Genomic DNA, 17,800 nt, shown 5'->3' on the forward strand with positions numbered 1-17,800 from the left:
CCTCCTTATTCGATGCATTCAAAGGCGTTTTGCAAATGATCAATACCCACCAGACCGCCGTCACGATCAAGTCGCACGGCGATAACGTCAAACCTGGCCGAGACATCGGCAGAATCATGGGATTGCAGATAATCCTGGGCGATCCTGGAAAGCTGTCGTTGCTTGCGACAATCGACCGCTTCAAATGGAGTGCCGAACCGGGTGGACTGCCTGGTCTTAACCTCAACAAAGACCAGCGTGTTTTTCTGTTGGGCGATGATGTCAACCTCACCAAAAGATTTCCGGTAATTACGCGCAACTATCCGGTATCCCTGCCGCTTCAGAAACGTTATGGCAAGTTGTTCACCCTGACGGCCGATATCAACAGTTGTCAACACACGCTTCATCATACAGCCGGTATCCTGTCTTTAAAACAACTCCGTCTGTCCAAGGATATCCTCCTGTTTCCACAGATCCCGTGCAGCAGGGAGAGGTCGATCTGCCCGGTTTTCACACGAATTCAACCACACCACGAAACGTACGGCGATGCAACGGGCAGGGGCCGTGCTTTGCAATTGCCTGCCGATGCGCCCCGGTCGGGTATCCCTGGTGTTGAGCAAAACCATACTGCGGATATCTCTGATGAGCTTCTGCCATCAGCCTGTCTCTTGTCACCTTAGCAACAATGGAGGCGGCGGCAATAGAGGCGCTCTTTGACTCACCCTTAATCAGGGGGAGTTGTGAAATCGACATTGGTATTGGAAAGCGCCCGTCAACAAGAAGATACCTGGGTCTTCTGCCGTGGCCGGCAGCGATACAGGCAGTCACTGCCCTTTGCATGGCAAGCAGTGATGCCTGCAGAATATTCATGGATTCTATCTCACGGACGCCGGCCAGTCCTGCTCCGACTATGGAACCGTTACTGTGCAGGAGGGTGAAAAGTCGTTCTCTCTGTCGGGGTGTCAACTTCTTGGAATCCCGGAAGTGATGGTAGGCACAGTTCGATGGTAAAATGACACAGGCCGCCACAACCGGGCCGGCCAGTGGGCCGCGACCGGCCTCGTCAACACCGGCGATCAGTGTCTCTTCATCAGCACGAAACCAACGTTCAAAAAAAAATGAATCTCCAGGAATTGCTGCAGTACGTAAAAAAGGAGGGGGGATGCATGGGTACATGGCATCATGTCGCGGACTACTATGAAGACCGCCAAAGGGGATAACCGGTCTGAGCAGAAAGAACAAAAGGGAATGATCCGGAGGCAGCTGCAGTTGAACCGCCTCCGGATCATTCCTGTTACTCTTTGCGCACCGTCCCGGGAAAGAAACGGAAAGAGATCACTTACAGGACACCGCGCTCACGAATACGTGCTGCTTTGCCGCGACGTTCACGCAGATAGTACAGTCGAGAACGGCGAACTCGACCAAGGGTTACCACCTCAATCTTTTCAATCCGCGGGGAATGCGTCGCAAAGGTCTTTTCAACCCCAACCCCGTGGGAAATTTTTCGTACTGTAAAGGTCGCATTCATGGCGCCGCGTTTTCTTTTGATCACCACACCCTGAAAGACCTGTATCCGCTCCTTGTTACCTTCAATGATCCGGATATGTACCTTAACTGTATCGCCCGGACGAAATTCCGGAACATCAGAGCGCATCTGTTCAAGATCAATCTTCTCAACCACATTTATTGCCATATTCTCTGCTTTACGACAGGCAACAGTTCACAGTCGTGCCGTCGAAGGATGCCTCCATGTCATCCGGGAAACTTCTCAATCCGATAGTATCGTCACCCTCATCTCATAAAGAGCGATCATCTGTTCTTCTTTGCCCACTTATCCTCACGTTCACCAAGCAGTCTGTCAAGGATGATTGAAACCGCAGAACGCACTGAAAGATGGTTAAAACCTGTATACCCGCGCAGGGGCGGTAACACGCCATCCACAGACGAAAGCAGTTCCTGACCGAGTCCGGAACCCGTTCCAAACAATAACAGAACAGGGCTGCCATGGTCAAAAACACGACTCCTTACCTCGGCGTAGCTCACAGTATTCTCCTGCTCGCGCGCGCAGGTGGCAAGCACTAAGGGTTTTCTTTGAAACCGATGAGTGGCTGCACTCAAAGCCTCCTCATAACTCGCACATACTGTTATGAGCGACAGCGCCTCGCTGCGATGCGGATTGACTGTACCACCGAACCCTTTGGTCCAGTGGCCCACAATCTGTTCGGCCAGTTCTCGTTGTTCAGGAAATGGTGTGACAACCCAGTAGGTGCCGATACCATAGGTTTTTCCCGCCCGAGCAATATCATGAAGGTCCAGGTTGGTCACGGCCGAACCTATGACCTCACCGTTTCGATTTACAACCGGATAGTGTATCAGAGCTATGTCAAGCTGTATGTGACTTTTCTCTGTTACCCCTGGTAATGGCGTCAATCCGGCTCCGCAATCCTTCACGCTGTAACAACTTTTCCTCATCAGGAGAAAAACTCATCCCCATCAACAGCTCCGGCCTTCGTTCCATGGTCAACTTCACTGACTCAAGAAAACGAAACCGTTCAATAGCAGCATGATCACCGGAAAGCAACACTTCCGGGACCGATACACCTTCAAACAGCCGCGGCCGGGTATACTGTCCATGCTTCAACAGCCCTCGGCTGAAACTGTCTTTTGTTGCAGACTCTTCACATCCAAGCACACCGGGAAGTAACCGACAGACTGCGTCCAGCACCACAAGTGCCGCCAACTCGCCTCCGGTCAGAATATAGTCGCCTAGAGAGAGCTCTTCATCGACATATTTTTCCCGAAACCGTTCATCAACTCCCTCGTAACGGCCGCATACAAGGAGTAGGTGTCTGTATGCAGTCAACCGCTCGGCCTGCTGCTGGGTGAACCGGACTCCCTTGGGTGACAGAAGGACAACCCGGTCCGGCTGTTCTGTGCGATTGACGGCCTGTAAACAAGCTGCCAGAGGCTCCGGCTTCATGACCATCCCCTCGCCACCGCCAAAAGGTCGGTCATCAGTGACGCGATGCCTGTCCACGGCAAAATCCCGAATGTTGTGGACGGCAATCTTCACCTTGTCTTCCTGGACCGCCTTGCGAACAATACCTTCCTGCAGGGGTGAGACAAAAAAATCAGGGAAAATGGTCAGAATCGAAAAATGCATGTGTCCCTGCCGCCGTCACCGGTTCATTTCGATCAGCCCTGGTGGAAGATCAAACACAACCTTGGTCTCGTCCACCGAGGTGATGAATGTACGGACAGCCGGAACAAGATATTCCTGATCACCATCACGCAGAACAAGAATGTTCTGCGCACTGTACAGGAGTTCGCAAACAATCCCCAGTGATTGACCCGTAATGCTGACAGCCTGTTTTCCCATCAGACTGTACAGGTAAACCTCATCAGGCCCGGCTGGCGGCAGTTCAGACGCCGGTACCCAGACCTGTGACCCAACTAACTGTTCAGCCTGATTGCGATCTGTGCATTCCTTCAACTGAACAATAACAAGATGTCCACTGCTTCGGATCCGTGTATTCGTCCATATCCGGACATCCTGATCGTCCTTCCCCGTTAAATACAGCTGCTGATAGCGTCCGATACGCTCAGGATGATCGGTACACGGTGCAAGCTTAATCTCACCTCTGACACCATGCGCCTTCACTATCGTCCCCAACAGAACAAGGGGGCCATCACGCCGGTCTGGGTGACACATGCCCTTTACTCGATTATTTCAAGTCGGGCGCGCTTTCCTTCACAGTGCTGAGATGCAGCCAATATGGTCCGCATTGCCCTGACAGTTCTCCCCTGCTTACCGATCACCTTCCCCAGATCCTCCTGATCAACCTGCAGCTCAATACAGACACTGTCCTCTTCTTCCAACAGGTTCACCTTGACATGCTCCGGGTGATCAACCAGTCTTTGCGCAATGAATTCTATCAGTTCTTTCATTTAGGCAGCTGCGGCAGCGCCATGTTTTTTGATCAGGCTCTCTACAGTTTCCGTAGGCTTGGCCCCCTTCTGGATCCAGTTGGTCAGCTTTTCGTTGTCAATGGTGACCACAGCCGGATCCTGCATCGGATCATACGTTCCCACGATATCAAGGAACTTACCATCACGGGGAGCCTCACTGTCTGCCACTACAATACGATAAAACGGTTGTTTTTTCCTTCCTCTTCGAGCCAAACGAATACGAACTGCCATTGTTTTCTATCCTCCGGTGGATATAACGGCGCCACCAGGCTGCCGGGCATTGCTGAATGAATGATAATCGATAATTGAAATTAACGCATAAGCCCTTTTGGGAGCTTGCGACGCTTGCCGCCAGTCATGATGCCTTTGCCCTTCATGGTTTTCATCATTTTCAGCATCATGGTATAACTTTTCAGAACACGGTTAACCTCAGCCACCGATGTCCCCGAGCCTTCAGCGATCCGTACTCGCCTCCTGGCATTAATAATTCTATGGTTACGCCGCTCCTTCAATGTCATGGAGCGAATGATCGCCTCTGTTTTGATCAGTTCCTTCTGATCAGGTTGAGGGGCATCTTTTATCTGCTTGAGCTTGTTGATGCCTGGAATCATACCCATGATCTGTTCCAGGCTGCCCATCTTCTTAATCTGTTGAATCTGATCGAGAAAATCTTCTAAAGTAAAGGCATTTTTCTGGATCTTCTTTGCCAGTTGCTCGGCACTCTTCTGGTCAACGACCGCCTCTGCCTTTTCAATCAGCGATAAGACATCACCCATCCCCAGGATGCGCGATGCAGTCCGATCCGGATGAAAAACTTCCAGAGCATCAACAGACTCGCCGACACCGACAAACTTTATAGGTTTGCCGGTCACCTTCTTCACCGACAGGGCGGCCCCACCACGGGCATCGCCCTCCATCTTGGTTAGAATAACGCCGGTGATCTCCAGATCAGCATTGAATTTCTCGGCAACAGTGACGGCATCCTGGCCGGTCATTGCATCCGCAACAAACAGAATTTCGGAGAGCGGGACAGCTTGACTGATCTCTCTCAGCTCAACCATGAGCTCATCATCTACATGGAGCCGACCAGCGGTGTCAAAGATGACGGTATCATAAGGACCGGTACTGGCCGCAGTAAAAGCCTGACGGGCGATCTCCACCGGCTTCTGCTCAGCTGTGGATGCAAAGACAGGTACCCCGACCTGCCCCCCAAGAACCTGCAGCTGTTCAATGGCAGCCGGTCGATACACATCAGCCGGTACCAACAGCGGTGCCCTTCCCTTTTCTTTGAGCAGGCGAGCCAATTTGGCTGCTGTGGTCGTTTTACCGGAGCCCTGCAATCCGGCAAGCATAATGGTAACCGGCTGTCGTCCATCGAGCTTGAGTGGCTCAGCCTGGCTGCCCAGCAGGGCGACCAGTTCATCATGGACGATCTTAACCACCTGCTGCCCCGGAGAAAGGCTCGTTAACACCTCCCGGCCGATGGCCTTATCAGCCACCGCAGCAATAAATTCTTTGACAACGCCAAAGTTAACATCCGCTTCGAGCAGTGCCTTGCGAACCTCACCCATGGCCTCCTGAATATTTTCTTCAGTCAGCCGGCCATGGCCGCGCAATTTTTTAAATACACCCTCTAAACGATCAGTTAAATTCTCAAACATGCGGTCCTGTTTAATTCAATGCCACCAGCGTTGAAAAGATGTGCAACCAATCTCTTTTCGTTCTCTGTGTGGAAAAATTTAGTCTGATACCCGAAGAAATCATTCTTGTCAAGAGGGAAGCTCCTCAGGCACTCCAAAGCTCTTTTACCTGGCCAGGACCTCTGCCACCTTGACGAGACCCGCCGGGGTGTCGGCCTGCAAGCAGATTATCGGTGTCTGCTTTGGTAAAATTCTACGCATCATACCGGTGAGAACAGTTCTGGGACCAAGCTCAACCACCACCTCCACGCCTTCGGCCACCATTCGTTCCACGATTGATAACCAACGAACGCGGGAGGCGATCTGACGGGCCATGATGGTCTTTATCGCTACCGGATCTTTTTCAGAGTCGCCGGTCACATTAAAAAGCACCGGCACCTGCGGTTCCCGGAACACTATCTTATCCATGACGGCGGTAAAATCCTCGATGGCCCCGGCAACCAGTGGACTGTGGTTTGCCACACTCACATTTAAGGCGATGACCTTGGCCCCTCTGTCAGTGCACTGTGCAGCAACAGCGTCCAATCCCTCCTGATCACCGGAAAGTACAATTTGCGAAGCAGAATTGTGGTTGGCCACCACCACCACACCGGGTCCGGTATACGCTGCCAAGACAGCTTCGACCTCATCAATGTCAAGGCCGACCACGGCTCGCATGCCACCGGGATGCGTTGCCCCCTCTCGCTCCATCAGTTCACCGCGTTTTGCAACCAGGGTCAGGGTATCTTCCTGGCTGAGTATTCCCGCGCCATACAGAGCAGAATACTCACCAAGGCTGTGTCCGGCAAAAAAGGCCGGTCTGAAATCCGGCAGCAGGGCACACAACTGTTGCCAGCAAATCAAATTGATGGCGGTCACCGCCGGCTGTAAATTCCGTACACGGGTCAGTTCTTCGATGGGTCCTGTAAAACAAAGGGTACGAATGGAGAAGCCGGAGATGTCTTCAGCCAGCTTCATCAGAGCAGCTGCGTCCTTTTTTTGCTCAACGAACTGCTGCCCCATCCCCACATACTGGGAGCCTTGTCCCGGAAAGATAATGGCTGTTTTTTTCATATATTACTGTAGAAAAAAGATGGAGTTTATTTCGGACCGTGCCGATCAAACAGGAGATTTTTAAAAATAAAAAGAGTGACGCCGACGGTTATGGCCGAATCGGCAACATTAAAAGCCGGCCAATGGTATTGACCGATAAAGACATCGAGGAAATCAATCACAAAGCCGAATCGGATCCGATCGATGAGGTTACCAACAGCGCCACCGGCAATCAACGCGAGGGCAACCGCATACACTTGACTGCGACGACCAAAGCTGCGCTGGGCAATCCAAATGAAAACAAGCGCCACGCAGACTGCCCCCACAAAGAATACCTGCCGCCACAAGGCCGGCTGCCCGGCCAGCACACCGAAAGCAGCACCGTTGTTGGTGAGATAGGTCAAGTTAAACAGGCCGTGAATAACCGGAACACTCTCGTAGAGAGTAAAATGCTGCATGATCCAGATCTTGCTTGCCTGGTCAGCGCAAATCACCATGAGCATGATGACGAAAAAAACAGCCATGAATGCACTCTATCCTCAGGCCGCCAACTGCCGAACAACAGCAACGCAGCGGGAACAGAGCACAGGATGCTCCGTATCTTTACCAACCGAAGGAGAAATTGTCCAGCAGCGCTCACATTTGATACCCGGGGCCGGTACAACGGCAATCTCCAGACCGGCCACCTCTTCCGCCTCAACAAAAACCAATTCCCGGTCCTTATCTTCGGCTGTCCGCAGACTGGAAACAATACATAACTCGCGTAACTGTTCAAGGCTATCAGCAAAAAAACCAGACCATTCCTCACCTGCCCGCAACACCACCTCCGCATCCAGGGAAAGCCCGATACTTTTACTTTGCCGGGCTCCCTCAAGAACCTTGGTTACAGCACTGCGGACGGCAAGCAGTCGATTCCAGCGCGCATTGAAGTCAGCATCCTGTTCTATATCGTCCACTGTGGCAAAATCCACAAAAAAGATGGACCGATCCAGGGGCGCCTCCTGCTCCAACTGGTGCAGATGCTCCCACGCCTCAGCTGCAGTGAAGCAGAGAATCGGAGCCATCAGCCGCAGCAATCCGTCCAGAAGCCGATAGATGACAGTCTGGGCTGCCCGGCGCTCAAGACCGGCTGGAACTGAACAGTACAATCGATCCTTGAGCACATCCATATACAGACTGGAGATGGTGGTGCCGCAAAAGTTATGCAATCCGTGATACACCGCATGAAACTCATAGCGCTCGTAGGCGCGGGTGATTCGCTCATGCAGCTCAGCATACCTGTGAAGAGCCCATCGATCGATCTCCTGTAAGTCTGCATAATCAACACTATCCCTTGCCGGATCAAAGTCGTAAAGATTGCTCAGGAGAAAACGGAGCGTATTACGCATCTTGCGATAGGCGTCGGAAACGTGTTTTAAGATCTCACCGGAAACCTTGATATCGTCCTGATAGTTCTCACTGGCGACCCACAAACGCAGTACTTCGGCACCGTACTGATCAATCACCTCCTGTGGCGCAACAACATTACCCACAGATTTGGACATCTTTTTTCCCTGTCCGTCAACCACATACCCATGGGTCAACACCCCCAAATAAGGGGCATGGCCACGGGTACCCACCGATGTGAGCAATGAAGACTGAAACCAACCGCGATGCTGATCACTTCCTTCAAGGTAAAGGTCGGCAGGGGCACGCAATTCCGGTCGTTGCTCAACCACAGCGGCATGGCTGACCCCGGAGTCGAACCAGACATCAAGAATATCGCTCTCCTTTTTAAAGGTGGAGCCGCCGCAGGGACAAAGCACATCGTTCGGAACAAAGTCAGCAGCCTCATGCTTGAACCAGGCGTCTGCCCCCTCTTTCAGGAACAACTCATCAATACGCCTGCAGACCGCTTCATTTTTCAGTACCTCTCCACATGCGGCACACGTGAGCACCGTGACCGGCACTCCCCATGAGCGCTGTCTGGATAAGCACCAGTCGGGCCGGGTCTCAACCATGCTGTAAATACGCTGTTGCCCCCAGGATGGCGTCCAGGTCACCTTATTGATCGCAGCCAGCGCCATGGCCCGCAGATCGAGATTCTCCATGGAGATAAACCACTGGGCAGTGGCCCGATACATGACCGGCTCTTTACAGCGCCAACAGTGCGGATAACTGTGGTGAATTGCCACCTGTTTAACCAGCGATCCTTCTGCAGCCATATCGGCAATGATCTGACGGTTCACCTGTGGAACCTGCTGACCTTTGTAGCGACCGGCCTCGGCTGTAAAGCAACCGTTATCGTCCACCGGCGAGAGGATCTCCAGTCCGTAACGCAAACCGGTGAGATAGTCGTCACTGCCATGGCCGGGGGCCGTGTGCACGCATCCGGTTCCGGAATCAGCTGTCACATAATCAGCCAGGACAATGAGAGAATCCCGGTGCATGAAAGGATGACGGCAGGTTTTATACTCAAGACATTCCGCTGAAAAAGTGGCAACGATTGCATACTCTTTGATGCCGAATTCGGCCATGCGGCTGTCCACCAGTTCTTTTGCCAATATCCAGGTCTCCTCACCGACGCTCACTGCGGCATACTCAAAGTCGGGGTGAAAAGCGATGGCCTGGTTGGCCGGCAAAGTCCATGGGGTGGTGGTCCAGATCAGCACCGAAACCTTACGACCCGCAAGCTCTGGAATCACTCCGCCCAGATCATCAGTCACTGGAAACTTGACGTACACCGAAGGCGAAGTATGATCCGCGTAGTCAACCTCGGCTTCAGCTAAAGCCGTACCGCAGGTAGCACACCAATAGACCGGTTTTTTGGAACGAACGACCGCACCGGAGAGGAGAAATTTATTGAACTCCCGGGCGATAATCGCCTCATACTGAAAGTTCATGGTCAGATAGGGGTTGTCCCAATCACCGAGTACCCCCAGACGCTTAAACTGTTCACGTTGGGTGTTGATCCATTTTTCGGCGTAACTCCGGCAGGCTGCCCGTTTAGCAAGGGTGGGAATCGTCTGTTTTTTCGCACCCAGCTCCAGGTCCACATTGTGCTCGATGGGCAGACCATGACAATCCCAACCGGGAATATACGGGGCATTAAAGCCGGCCATGCGTTTGGAACGTAAAACGATATCTTTGAGAACCTTATTAAAGGCTGTGCCAAGATGAATATTACCGTTGGCATACGGTGGTCCATCGTGGAGCACAAACAGCGGTCGACCGGCCGCCTGTTCCTGGACCCGGCCATAGAGATTTTCTTTATCCCAACGCTTCAGCACCTGTGGCTCACGTTGCGTCAAATTTGCCTTCATCTTGAACCTGGTCTTCGGCAGGTTCAACGTTTCCCTATAATCCATTACCCATCCTGATCTGTTGCAAAAAAGAAAATTCGGAGTATACACGAAATAACAGATTGTACCAATCATTGTGGAGAGTGCAAGGGAAAAGCCGGCTACACGCCATTGTGCTTCAAGCTATTGAAAGTACAGGCGCAACTCCACCTTTTGGCAAAGGCGTGCCGGAAAAACAGTCGGGACGATGCCAACTTCCCGACTTGTGTTTTTCCATAGTCGATGTATTTTGAAACAGTGTATTAACCTCAAGTTCCCCATCAACCGACCACCAGCCGTGGAGCCGCATGTGACCGCCGCCGAAAAACATCCCCTTTGCCCAGTCTGCAAGATCCGGCCATCCCTCCCGGAACAGGCTGACGAGCTCTGTTCGACCTGTAAAACGATTGCTCAGGCCATACAGGATCAACCCGAAACAGTGCAACGTCTGTGGACACAGCACCACAGCGAACAGATGTTTACACTGCCCATGCAACACACCATTGAAGGCGAAGCCGAACTCCCGGAGGTCCTTGACGGCAAACGTTACCGCGCCATTGATCGTGACCGGAACAAGTGGTACCTGTCCATTAGTGAAGTAGATGGCAGACCAGTGGAGATCTTTGCCTCAACCGCCTTTGATCGTGACCACGAATTACAGGCGCGAATTGCCAACCTCACCACGATCACCCGTCTGATCTCCCTCATCCTTAGGCATATTTTTCTTGGTGAAGCAGTGACTTTTGACAAATGCCTTAAACAGATTCAGCGCAGCTCCCGGCAGAAAAATGATCTGCCCGACATGCTGTACGGTGTGCTCAGTCGCTACAGGCAGAGAGCAGAGCCGGCACCGATCAACGACAATCAGCAGGAAACAGTATAAAATCGCCTCAAGCGCAACGGCCGAACTGCTCACCTCGGCTGCACATCCACCTTCTACAGTTTTTCCATAAACTTCTTCGTATCAATGACAAACCGTTCGTGGCGACCTCGACCGATTTCACCTTTTTCATCGTAGGCAAACACCTCAAAAACCAAACGGCGCCGATCAACCTCAACAAGAGTCGATTCACAGCTCACTTTCATCCCCACCGGAGTCGCCTTACTGTGACTGATATCCACCTTGACGCCAACAGTACCAAACCCCTCCGGCAGATAGGGCAGTACAGATGTTAAGCAGGTTTTTTCCATCAAAGCGACCATGGCCGGAGTTGCATACACCTCGACCAGCCCGCTGCCATAACGCGCAGCCGTCGTTTCAAACGTTACTGTTTCTTCCTGCTTGCCCTTCACATCCGGGGGTATCTGTAACTCCATGTCCATCCTCCTTTTGCATATCAAATGTGCTCTCAACAGCTGACAGGCAGCAAGAACCTGCCGGTCGCCATGCACAGAACACCTGTAAGTGTAAATTTATAGCAGCAGACAACAGCTTGGTCAAGGCTCGGAAACATCGCTACAGCACATAAATAAATAACGATGCGACAAACAGGTCTCTTTACCGGCCGATAGCCGTGGCATCAGAAAAAAGTGGCCAGCTCAGCCGATATCTCGACAGCATAACGTCTTGTCTGAAATGGCTCCTCTGTGCGTTTCGCTCTGCAGAAAAAACGATCTGTCTGGACAAAACAACATCCTATCTTAAAATTTCGACTGTGAGTGAATCAACGGCCTTTTCATTCAATCACCTTTTTATTACAGATTATTACAGATCAATATTGTCTGCCTGCCTGTTCTTCTGCCGGAAAGAGTACATGAAAGAGCAAGACGGCTCGGCAGAGAAGTTGTGAACATAAAAAATATATGGTATAAACCTTCAGTTTTGTGAGTGAAAATGGCCGTCTGCAGGACAACACAAGGCGACCATATCGCTCTCATTCTCAACAATCACATGAAGATACCAGGGAACTTCTCACTGCCCCAGTCATCTCCTCAATCACTATCAAAGCACGGGCTATGCCAGGTCTTACTTGTTCCTCTCATCAATGCGCCGATACAGTGGCTGAAACAACGATTTTAAGCCGACTCTACTCGTTTCTGGCGTTGACCATGCACTACCCCGACCCTGAGCTCTGCAACACCGTGTTTTTTGAGGCAATGACCTCTCTTCTCGAATCTCTGGGAAGTCAGACGGAACTCTCGCTGCTGCGCGACTGGCTCAACCAGACGCCGGATCCGCTCAATGATCTGAGGACTGCCTACACTCACCTGTTCATCACCGCAGACTCAGGAGAGACCATTCCTCCCTATGCCTCGATCTACAGGGACGGAAACGGCACATTACAGGGGCGCAGTACCGAACAAATCAGAAACTTCTATCGACAATGCGGTTTTGACATTACTGACACGAACGAACCGGCCGACCATATACGATTTCAACTTGATTTCCTGGCCGCCCTGACCAGTGAAGCCAGATTTGAAGACGAACAGTTTTTTCTTCAAACCTTCTTTCGACCGTGGTTTGAACTTTTTCAGAAGAAATTCATGCAAGAAGCTCGACATCCGTTTTATACGGTGTCGATACAGTTAATCGATTTTTTCACCAAGGAGGAACAGTAAATGGCAACGAACCTTACCAGGCGGAATTTTCTCAAGGCCGCCTCGATTGCCGCTGCGTCCGTACCGCTGTCCCAGGTGACGGCCAAGGCTCAATCGGGTGTCGTCAAAGCGCCACTGGTTTCGCCAGGTAGCTTTAAAAATACCCAGACTGCTGTTGGCGGCGTTTGCGAGATGTGCTTCTGGCGCTGTCAGCTGGTGGGTAAGGTACGAGATGGTCGTCTGATCAAACTCGAAGGCAACCCCAAATCAATTGACAATGGCGAGGCAATATGTGCCCGCGGTAACGCCGGCGTTGCCATGCTTTACGACCCGGATCGTCTCAAGTACCCGCTCAAAAACGTTGGGGAACGCGGAGCACCCAAGTGGCAGCGTATCTCCTGGGAAGAGGCTCTGGACACCTGTGCCACCAAGCTCAAAACAATTATCGACCGGGATGGCGCCAAAGGGCTGTGTTTTTTTGGTCACGGTTCACATGCGAAATATCTGATGGACTTTCTTGAACGAACCGTGAGTACTCCCAACATTTCCGAGGCCTCTTTTTTTCAGTGCCGAGGTGTTCGTGATACTGCCTATCTGGCCACTTTGGATATCGCGCCCGATGAAAACGTGGACATGGCTAACGCCAAGGTGATTTTTTTCACCGGCACACATATCGGAGAAAACATTCACCTTTCCCATGCCAAAAATTATCTCCGGGGCCTTGAACAGGGAGCAAAACTTATCGTTGTTGATCCCCGCTATTCGGCATCTGCCGCAAAATCACACATCTGGGTGCAGATTCGTCCAGGCACCGACACAGCCTTTGTGTTGGCGATCATGAACTATCTGATTCAGAATAAGAAATACAACGCTGATTTTGTTGAGGAACATGGAGAGGGGTTTGCCGAAATGGCCAAGGGTATCCGCGAGTGGACCCTGGAAAAAGCGGCAGAGGAATGTGATGTTCCGGCCTCTCAGATCAAAGAGGTGGCTGACCTCATGGCTGCCAACATGCCCCATGTGGCCATTCATCCCGGCCGGCACACCACCTGGTACGGCAATGATTTTCAACGCTGTCGGGCCCTGGCCTGCCTGACCGGCCTGCTTGGCGCAATCGGTTGTAAAGGTGGGCTGGTGCTGCCCAAAGGCCCCAAAGGTCTGACCCGGATCAACTGGCCCTATGTCCCCCACGAAGAGGACAGTGTGCTCCGAGACGTTGCCGATGAGCATCACTTCTCGCCTCCCGGAACCCCCACCGAACTTTTACGGGATGCCGCCATCAGTGGCAAACCTTATCCCATCAAGGGGGCTGTCATCTGCGGTCAGAACATCATGCAGTGCATGCCCAACCAGGAAAAAACCATCAAGATGCTCAAGCAGATGGAGTTTGTTCTCTGTGTGGACATCATGCCCACTGACAGCACCATGTATGCAGACATCCTTTTGCCCGACTGTTCCTACCTTGAGAAGAGTGATTTCATTAAAACCGGTCAACAGTGGGACCTGGGTAAGGATCCACAGCAGTATATCGCTCCACGCATGCCGCTGGTTGCCCCGGGCTTTGAACGCAAAGACAGTATCTGGATCACAAACGAGCTTGCCAAACGTATGGGGTATGGTGATAAGATTCCGGCACAAAACCAGGAAGAGTTAGCTGACAAGGCCCTGGCCGGAGTCAATCTCTCTCTTGCCAAAATCAAAGCAGAAGGAGGGATCCATGTTCAACCGGGCGTCAGCCCTTACGACGACATTGATGATCTGACCGTTCACTTTTACAATGAAGACATGGAAGATGAGGGCTACCCGCCAATTCCAACCTATGTTCCGATTGAGCAGCCACCTCAGGGCTTTGTACGTCTGGTGTATGGACGTACCCCTCTCCATACCTTCAACCGGACCGCCAACAACCCGTGGCTGGTCAACGAGGCTAAAACCAATCCGCTGTGGGTCAACGATAAACTGGCTGCCCGACTGGGGCTGAAAGAGGGTGACACAATCAAGCTGACCAATCAGGACGGTGTCACTTCACCCACCACTACAACGGTCAAAGTGACTCCTGGTATCCGGGAGGATGTGGTCTACCTGTACCATGGCTACGGCACAAAAAATCCGGAAATGACCCAGGCGGTTAATCGGGGTATCGATGACAACAGCCTGATCACCAAAATTGCCGTGGATCCTGAATCCGGCGCCCATGGCATGCGCAATAACTTTGTTAAAATTGTGAAAGTCAGCTGAATGCAGACCTGCTCTCACCACGAGCAACACGACCATCTCTAAAGGAGAAGAGCTATGCAATATGGCATGATTATAGATGTCGACAAGTGCGTTGGCTGCCATGCCTGCGTGATTGCCTGTAAGGCCGAGTGGGAAGTACCCACTCAATTCGATCGCAACTGGGTGCACCGACTCGGCCCGAGTCTCACCTCAGACGGTATGGCGGCCACCTACTACCCGGGACTATGCAACCACTGTGAAATACCAGTCTGTGTACCGGTTTGTCCGGCTGATCCGGTGAATGTTACCTTCAAGGATGCCAAGACCGGCAAGACAGTTACCATGGAAATCAGCGCCACCTGGAAAGACCCGTTTAACGGGACTGTTCAGGTTGATCGGGAACGCTGCATCGGGTGCGGTGCCTGTGCCGAGGCCTGCCCCTACGATGCTCGTTTTATTGATGAAAGCCTCAAGGACGACACCAGTCTTGGCAAGGTTGACAAGTGTACCTACTGTATGCCGCGGGTCGCCGAAGGGCTGGAGCCGGCATGCGTACAAACCTGTCTTGCCCGGGCCCGGATATTTGGTGATCTCGACGATCCGAACTCCGAGGTGTCCCAGTATGTCAAAAAAGGAGCAGTCGGGCTGACCTCCAAGGCTGTACAGATCGGTCCACACGGGCTGTACTATGCCAGTAAAAAAGGAGACATGGAACTGCTGATGCAGGCTGCACCACAGGAGATGCCCAAGGTCTCACTGCGACGCTCCATGCTCACACGTCTGACGGTTGCCGCCCAGACCCACATGAAGGAAATCGGGTTACTCGGTCTGGCCGGCGGCCTTCTGGTACAATCGGTCCAGGATGATGACAAGGAGTAACGTCAGCTAAAACACCAAAAATCAACTCCATCCCCTGCTCCTTTTCGTAAGTGGCAGGGGATTTTTTGTTCACGAACATCGGGTTGATAATTCGCCCTTTTTATGCCTTGTCCACACACCGCCCTTGAGTGGCCTGAGTAAAAACAGAACAGAACTATTGTTACTGTATCAACCTGCCGATAAAGGAATATGGACACCAATAGCTCCACTGCCGCTCTTTTGCCTGACAAAGAGAAACCGCAACAGGCATCTAAAGCCGAATCTGCGGCCTCGCTGCCTCGTCCCCGGTCGCCGGAACGAAGACAGACCACTGAGCCGGTCTTTGTTGTTGAGGATTCATTTTATCGCTCACGGACACCGCCCAGACCGGTCCACTGGTCCATTGCCTGGTCGGATCTCATGATGACCATGTTCATCCTCTTTCTCGTGCTCTATGCCCATTTTCGTGCCCACCATGAAATCCTCAGCCATAACCAGCCTCACCGGGTAGCCGATGAAAACCTGCCGGTGCAGAGCACTTCATCACCATCAGAACTGGTTTTTCATCCAATTTCGCAGAACATAACTGAAAAAGTCGCAGATGATCTGGATACCATCGCACCCCCCGGACTCAAGCAGGTCGGAGCCGATATCCTCATTCGCAACAGGCTGGAAGAAGACCGGATACCTCCTGAACCGGACTCTGCACTGACCTCAGCTCCGGAGCAACCGCCGGCATCACAGGCTGAACACAGCCTGTCTGCTATAACAAATCAAACACCGCTGCTGCAGACAGAAGAAAAGGTACACAGTGAACTGATCACCTCAATCTACGACCTTTCCAAACACACCCTGACAACAGAAAATCTGGAACGCTTCGCCTCAGTAGAGCTGGTACCCGACAAAACCATGCGGATCGTTCTCACCGGTGACCTGCTGTTTGCCTCCGGTCAGGCCGAGTTGACACCGGATGCCATCAAATCTTTGCAAAAGCTTTCTGCTGTCATTAAAAAGACTCCATACATGATCAACGTCATCGGGCACACGGACGACCGATCAGTCAATACATTGCGTTATCCCTCCAACTGGGAGCTGTCACTTGCCCGGGCAAGCCGGGTTGCTCGTTTTCTCATTGAGAGCACCAACCTTGCCGCAGAGCAGTTCAGTGTATCGGGGTATAGTTCTTTTCGTCCGGTCGTCCCGAACACAACCGAGGAAAACCGTCGAATCAACCGCAGGGTAGAGATCATACTTTCCAAAGAACCGCCGCAGGCAAAGGCGACAACGTCAAACACCCTTGAATAATCATCCCACTCAACAATGAAACGATACAACCTGCTTGGTCTGCTGTTCTGCACGCTCATCTTTTTTGGTGGATTTCTCTTCAAAGGAAACCTCAGCTTCTATTTCAATGTTGCCAGCCTGATGATTGTTGCCGGTGGAAGTGCTACCGCCGCCCTGCTGAGTTTTCATATCAGCCGCTTGCGTATTGTCCTGCGTGTGGTCCGGGCCTCCTATTCCAGTCGCCTTAAATCCGAGGCCGAGATTGTGGATATCCTCATCAACCTGGCTATTAAATCCCGGGCGGAAGGTATTCTCTCCCTGCAGCAGGAGGAAAACGAGACATCGATTCTCTTTTTACGCCGGGGCCTCGGGTGCCTGGTCGACAATTACGAGCCCCAGCAGATTCGCGATATCCTGAACACGGAGATGTATTTTTTCAAGCTGCGTCGTGAAGACAGTGAACGGGTCCTGCGCACCATAGCCGACTTCTGTCCGGCCTTCGGCATTGTCGGCTCGGTTGCCGGTTTAATCCCCATGCTTGCCGGTATAGATGACACCGGCATCATTCTTAAAACCGTACCACTCGCCCTCACCTCCATCCTTTACGGTCTGATCTTTGCCAACTTCTTTTTTATTCCTTTTGCCGCGAACCTGCGCGAACGGACCAATCAGGAGTTACTCCTCCAAAAAATCATCATGGAAGGAGTCCTCGCCATTCAAAGTGAATTAAACCCCACTGTGCTGCGCACAAAATTACTCTCCTTCCTCACACCATCCGACCGAAAAGCCGACCTGGTACCGCTGGCCCGTATCCAGGAACGATTCCACATTACAATTGATGATCACCTTGATCCTGATGCTGGCGACGAGACCGCCCGCACTGGTCCAAAGATGTCGTAACCA

19 protein-coding genes are annotated in these 17,800 nt (G+C 52.1%); 6 read left to right on the top strand and 13 right to left on the bottom strand.

What is annotated here, in order from left to right:
• Positions 1-5: 5 nt before the first annotated feature.
• From HP555_RS13940 to ileS, 12 genes are all read right to left on the bottom strand, one after another.
• Positions 6-389 (bottom strand): YraN family protein, encoded by a 384-nt coding sequence (locus HP555_RS13940; protein ID WP_199263172.1) that lies wholly within the window; start codon positions 387-389, stop codon positions 6-8.
• Between the two features lie 100 nt (positions 390-489).
• On the bottom strand, positions 490-1,221 hold the full coding sequence (locus HP555_RS13945; RefSeq protein WP_233249203.1) for a ribonuclease HII: 732 nt from the start codon (positions 1,219-1,221) through the stop codon (positions 490-492).
• 97 nt (positions 1,222-1,318) lie between these two features.
• Positions 1,319-1,672, bottom strand: coding sequence for a 50S ribosomal protein L19 (rplS, locus tag HP555_RS13950; RefSeq protein ID WP_199263173.1), 354 nt, complete (start codon positions 1,670-1,672; stop codon positions 1,319-1,321).
• Between the two features lie 116 nt (positions 1,673-1,788).
• A complete protein-coding gene (locus HP555_RS13955) occupies positions 1,789-2,430 on the bottom strand; it encodes an RNA methyltransferase (RefSeq protein ID WP_332908649.1) in 642 nt (213 codons plus the stop codon).
• Entirely contained in the window at positions 2,363-3,142 is a 780-nt protein-coding gene (gene trmD, locus HP555_RS13960) for a tRNA (guanosine(37)-N1)-methyltransferase TrmD (RefSeq protein WP_199263175.1), read from the bottom strand. The genes HP555_RS13955 and trmD overlap by 68 nt, the downstream gene beginning before the upstream one ends.
• Positions 3,143-3,157: 15 nt before the next feature.
• On the bottom strand, positions 3,158-3,691 hold the full coding sequence (gene rimM, locus HP555_RS13965) for a ribosome maturation factor RimM (protein ID WP_199263176.1): 534 nt from the start codon (positions 3,689-3,691) through the stop codon (positions 3,158-3,160).
• 5 nt (positions 3,692-3,696) lie between these two features.
• On the bottom strand, positions 3,697-3,927 hold the full coding sequence (locus tag HP555_RS13970) for a KH domain-containing protein (RefSeq protein ID WP_199263177.1): 231 nt from the start codon (positions 3,925-3,927) through the stop codon (positions 3,697-3,699).
• Positions 3,928-4,179: a 30S ribosomal protein S16 gene (rpsP, locus tag HP555_RS13975; RefSeq protein WP_199263178.1), complete on the bottom strand. Its 252-nt coding sequence runs from the start codon at positions 4,177-4,179 to the stop codon at positions 3,928-3,930. It abuts the gene before it with no gap.
• A gap of 80 nt (positions 4,180-4,259) precedes the next feature.
• Positions 4,260-5,609, bottom strand: coding sequence for a signal recognition particle protein (gene ffh, locus HP555_RS13980; RefSeq protein ID WP_199263179.1), 1,350 nt, complete (start codon positions 5,607-5,609; stop codon positions 4,260-4,262).
• Between the two features lie 144 nt (positions 5,610-5,753).
• Positions 5,754-6,701 carry an ACP S-malonyltransferase gene (fabD, locus tag HP555_RS13985; RefSeq protein ID WP_199263180.1) on the bottom strand — a complete coding sequence of 316 codons (948 nt, stop codon included), beginning with the start codon at positions 6,699-6,701 and terminating at the stop codon, positions 5,754-5,756.
• 26 nt (positions 6,702-6,727) lie between these two features.
• Positions 6,728-7,204 (bottom strand): signal peptidase II, encoded by a 477-nt coding sequence (lspA, locus tag HP555_RS13990; RefSeq protein ID WP_199263181.1) that lies wholly within the window; start codon positions 7,202-7,204, stop codon positions 6,728-6,730.
• Positions 7,205-7,219: 15 nt separating this feature from the next.
• A complete protein-coding gene (ileS, locus tag HP555_RS13995; RefSeq protein ID WP_199263182.1) occupies positions 7,220-10,027 on the bottom strand; it encodes an isoleucine--tRNA ligase in 2,808 nt (935 codons plus the stop codon).
• A gap of 283 nt (positions 10,028-10,310) precedes the next feature.
• Between ileS and HP555_RS14000 the strand changes: the two genes are divergently transcribed.
• Positions 10,311-10,883, top strand: coding sequence for a TSCPD domain-containing protein (locus HP555_RS14000; RefSeq protein ID WP_233249204.1), 573 nt, complete (start codon positions 10,311-10,313; stop codon positions 10,881-10,883).
• 53 nt (positions 10,884-10,936) lie between these two features.
• Here HP555_RS14000 and HP555_RS14005 read toward each other — a convergent pair whose 3' ends face one another.
• Positions 10,937-11,317 (bottom strand): thioesterase family protein, encoded by a 381-nt coding sequence (locus tag HP555_RS14005; RefSeq protein ID WP_199263183.1) that lies wholly within the window; start codon positions 11,315-11,317, stop codon positions 10,937-10,939.
• A gap of 639 nt (positions 11,318-11,956) precedes the next feature.
• On the opposite strand from HP555_RS14005, the gene HP555_RS14010 reads away from it, so the two are divergent.
• From HP555_RS14010 to HP555_RS14030, 5 genes are all read left to right on the top strand, one after another.
• Positions 11,957-12,559, top strand: a complete 603-nt coding sequence (locus tag HP555_RS14010; RefSeq protein ID WP_199263184.1) for a TorD/DmsD family molecular chaperone — start codon at positions 11,957-11,959, stop codon at positions 12,557-12,559.
• Positions 12,560-14,776 (top strand): molybdopterin-containing oxidoreductase family protein, encoded by a 2,217-nt coding sequence (locus HP555_RS14015; protein ID WP_199263185.1) that lies wholly within the window; start codon positions 12,560-12,562, stop codon positions 14,774-14,776.
• A gap of 54 nt (positions 14,777-14,830) precedes the next feature.
• Positions 14,831-15,634, top strand: coding sequence for a 4Fe-4S dicluster domain-containing protein (locus HP555_RS14020; protein ID WP_199263186.1), 804 nt, complete (start codon positions 14,831-14,833; stop codon positions 15,632-15,634).
• Between the two features lie 189 nt (positions 15,635-15,823).
• Positions 15,824-16,918 (top strand): OmpA family protein, encoded by a 1,095-nt coding sequence (locus HP555_RS14025; protein WP_199263187.1) that lies wholly within the window; start codon positions 15,824-15,826, stop codon positions 16,916-16,918.
• Positions 16,919-16,933: 15 nt separating this feature from the next.
• Positions 16,934-17,797 (top strand): motility protein A, encoded by an 864-nt coding sequence (locus tag HP555_RS14030; protein WP_233249205.1) that lies wholly within the window; start codon positions 16,934-16,936, stop codon positions 17,795-17,797.
• The last annotated feature ends 3 nt before the right edge of the window (positions 17,798-17,800 follow it).

The organism is Desulfobulbus oligotrophicus (assembly GCF_016446285.1).
GTDB lineage: Bacteria > Desulfobacterota > Desulfobulbia > Desulfobulbales > Desulfobulbaceae > Desulfobulbus > Desulfobulbus oligotrophicus.